This is a genomic window from Streptomyces sp. H27-C3 (genome assembly GCF_030063415.1).
In the GTDB taxonomy this organism is placed as follows: domain Bacteria; phylum Actinomycetota; class Actinomycetes; order Streptomycetales; family Streptomycetaceae; genus Streptomyces.
Genome location: NZ_JASITA010000100.1, coordinates 1 through 3115, shown reverse-complemented (window position 1 = coordinate 3115; position 3115 = coordinate 1). Strand labels below are relative to the sequence as shown.

The 3115-nt window shown below is 70.1% G+C and carries 3 protein-coding genes; 2 read left to right on the top strand and 1 reads right to left on the bottom strand.

Annotated elements, in window-relative coordinates:
* The first annotated feature begins 372 nt into the window (after window positions 1-372).
* Entirely contained in the window at window positions 373-1515 is a 1143-nt protein-coding gene (locus QMK30_RS38175; RefSeq protein ID WP_283522920.1) for an NADH-quinone oxidoreductase subunit D, read from the top strand.
* A gap of 55 nt (window positions 1516-1570) precedes the next feature.
* Here QMK30_RS38175 and QMK30_RS38170 read toward each other — a convergent pair whose 3' ends face one another.
* A complete protein-coding gene (locus QMK30_RS38170; RefSeq protein WP_283522921.1) occupies window positions 1571-2701 on the bottom strand; it encodes a DUF5937 family protein in 1131 nt (376 codons plus the stop codon).
* Between the two features lie 105 nt (window positions 2702-2806).
* Here QMK30_RS38170 and QMK30_RS38165 point away from each other — a divergent pair.
* The coding region (locus QMK30_RS38165; protein ID WP_283522922.1) for a hypothetical protein at window positions 2807-3115 on the top strand (309 nt) is incomplete at its 3' end.

Below are 3115 nucleotides of genomic sequence, written 5' to 3'. Positions count from 1 at the left end.
GGGCGGGGAGGGTGGGGGGTGCTCTGCACGACGGGTTTTCCTTCCAGGGCACTTCGGCGGGCAAAAGCTCTCGCCGAGAGAAAGAAGGACAGCAAATTGGTATGTACCTGCATATCGAACAGGTGAGCAAAGCCGTTCATTGTCCGTACGCGAACAATCGCACTTTCGCACATTCCATGGACCGGTAACAAGAGATTCGGAACACCGGCCATTAACGGAGAGGTTCCGCAGCGAATTTGACCGTGGGTCAAACATTTCTGTGCGGCACCGGACCGGATCCCGCACGATCATGTACCGGATCCCGCACGATCATGTGAGGTCCCGCCCGGTCCCCGCCCCCGCCCCCGCGCGCGGGGCTGAGACACTGTGCCCATGACGGAGACCATGGTCGGCATCGGTGGCGCGGCGGAGAGCACGGACATGGTGCTCAACATCGGTCCGCAGCACCCGTCCACGCACGGCGTGCTGCGCCTGCGGATCGTCCTCGACGGCGAGCGGATCCAGCAGGCGGAGCCGGTGGTCGGCTATATGCACCGCGGCGCGGAGAAGCTCTTCGAGGCGCGCGACTACCGGCAGATCGTGATGCTGGCGAACCGCCACGACTGGCTGTCCGCCTTCTCCAACGAGCTGGGCGTGGTGATGGCCGTCGAGCGGATGCTCGGCATGGAGGTCCCGGAGCGCGCGGTCTGGACGCGGACGCTGCTGGCCGAGCTGAACCGGGTGCTCAACCACCTGATGTTCCTCGGCTCCTACCCCCTCGAACTCGGCGGGATCACCCCGGTTTTCTACGCGTTCCGCGAGCGCGAGGAGCTCCAGGCCGTGATGGAGGAGGTCTCAGGCGGCCGGATGCACTACATGTTCAACCGCGTCGGCGGCCTCAAGGAGGACCTCCCCGCGGGCTGGACGGGCCGCGCGCGGGCCGCGATCGCGGACGTCCGGTCCCGGATGGACGTGTACGACGGCCTGGTCCTCGGCAATGAGATCTTCCGCGGCCGTACGCGCGGCGTCGGCGTGCTGTCGGCCGAGGCGGTCCACGCGTACGGGGTGTCCGGGCCGATCGCCCGCGCCTCGGGCGTCGACTTCGACCTGCGGCGCGACGAGCCGTACCTCGGGTACGGGGAACTCCAGGACACCCTCAAGGTCGTCACCCGGACCGAGGGCGACTGCCTGGCCCGCTTCGAGGTCCTCCTTGAGCAGACGCACAACGCGCTGGCCCTGGCGGACGCGTGCCTGGACCGACTCACCGCGCTCGACCCCGGGCCGATCAATCAGCGGCTGCCGAAGGTGCTGAAGGCCCCGGAGGGCCACACCTACGCCTGGACCGAGAACCCGCTCGGCATCAACGGCTACTACTTGGTGTCGAAGGGCGAGAAGACGCCGTACCGGCTGAAGCTGCGCTCGGCGTCGTTCAACAATATTCAGGCGCTGACGGAGCTGCTGCCGGGGACGCTGGTCGCGGACATGGTGGCGATCCTGGGCTCGCTCTTCTTCGTCGTCGGCGACATCGACAAGTAGCGCCTACGCCACGGCAGTTCGGGGGCTCGGGCATGTGGGCGCGGCTCCCAGGAGGCTACCTGAGCACTCCCTCCAGGAAGTCGCTCCCCAGCCGGGCCACCACCTGGAGGTCCAGCTGGTGCATCACGTACCGGCCGCGGCGCTGCGTCGTCAGCAGTCCGGCCTTCTTCAGGACCGTCAGGTGCCGTGAGACCTCGGGCGCGGTGATGCCGTGCGAGTCGGCGAGCTCGCCCGTCGTGTACGGCGAGCGCGCCAGGTTGCGGCACAGGCGCATGCGCATCGGGTGGGCCAGGGCCTCCATCCGCAGCTTGAGCAGCTCGACCGATGCGGGTGACGGCAACTCGGGGGAGCCGACCGGGTAGTGGATCACCGGCCGCCAGCCGGGCGCGTGCAGCACCATCAGATGCGGCCAGCCGAAGCTGGACGGGATGAAGGAGAGCCCCGCGCCGACCGCCGGGTCCACGGCGTTGGTGTGCCCCTCGGCCAGCTTGTCGGCGCGAATCAGGGTCCTGGCCCCGCCCGCCCCGCCCTGCTCGTCCAGCGACAGTGCGGGGGACACCGCGTGCAGCGCGTCGGCCAGCCCCTTGTACCGCAGCAGCTCGCTCTTGTGCCGGGCGTCGGCGGCCAGCTGGACACGGGTGCGGCGCCAGGTGTCCGCGAAGAACGCCTGCTCGCAATCCTCGAAGAGGCGGCGCAGCCACTTCCGCACGACCGACGGGTCGTCCAGCAGCCGCCGCGTGAAGTCCAGTTGCTTCGGTCCGCGCGCCGCGGCCAGCTCCAGCGCGCGCTCGCGGGTCGCCGGGGCGGTGAGCGCGGACGGGCCGCCGATCCCGTACGTACTGGAGCAGGTGAACTCCAGGGCCGAGGAGACGAACTGCTCGTCGTCCAGCCGGTCCAGCGCGTCCAGGTCCTCGACGAGGGTGGCGCCCGTCCTGCCGCTCCCGCCCCGCACCCCGGCGAACGGCATGAAGACGTCCGAGAAGGTGGTGCGCCACAGGAAGTCCGCCTCGTGCAGCCGGTCGGCGACGTCCGGCTTGAGGCAGGCGGACGTCGCGGTCGCCCAGCCGTGCAGACCCGGGTGGTGGCCGGGCTCGGCCAAGGCGTGCAGGGCCATGCCGAGCTCCGCCAACGGCGAGGTCTCGAAGGTGATGCGCTCGGTGGGCAGGCCGGTGATGTCGATGGACACGCTCATGGATCCATCGTGCCTGCCACCACTGACAGTCGGCCGCCGATTGACTGGCCTCGTCAAACGAAGCGCGTGCGGGCGGGGGCGGTCCGCATCGTGGAGCACATGAACGCAACCCAGCAGCACATGCTCGATGTCTACCGCGCCGCCCAGCTCGGCACGACCGCTCCGCCGGCGCCCGGACGCCACGACTGGCAGGTGATTCGCGAGGCCCGCGACTACGGGCGCTTCCGGGCGGTGGTCGAGGGACGGCCGGTACGGGGGCGGGTACGGGCCCGGATCGGGGCGGCGCTGAGGCGGGTGGCGGGGGCGTGGGTGGGGCCGCTGCGCGGGGCTGTTCCCCACCCCGCCCCTTCCCGAAACCGGGGCTCCGCCCCAGACCCCGGTCCTCAAGCGCCGGACGGGCTGAAAGTC

Coding starts and splice junctions, on each gene's coding strand:
- QMK30_RS38175 (WP_283522920.1), top strand. CDS start 373: ATGACGGAGACCATGGTCGGCATCGGTGGCGCGGCGGAGAGCACGGAC.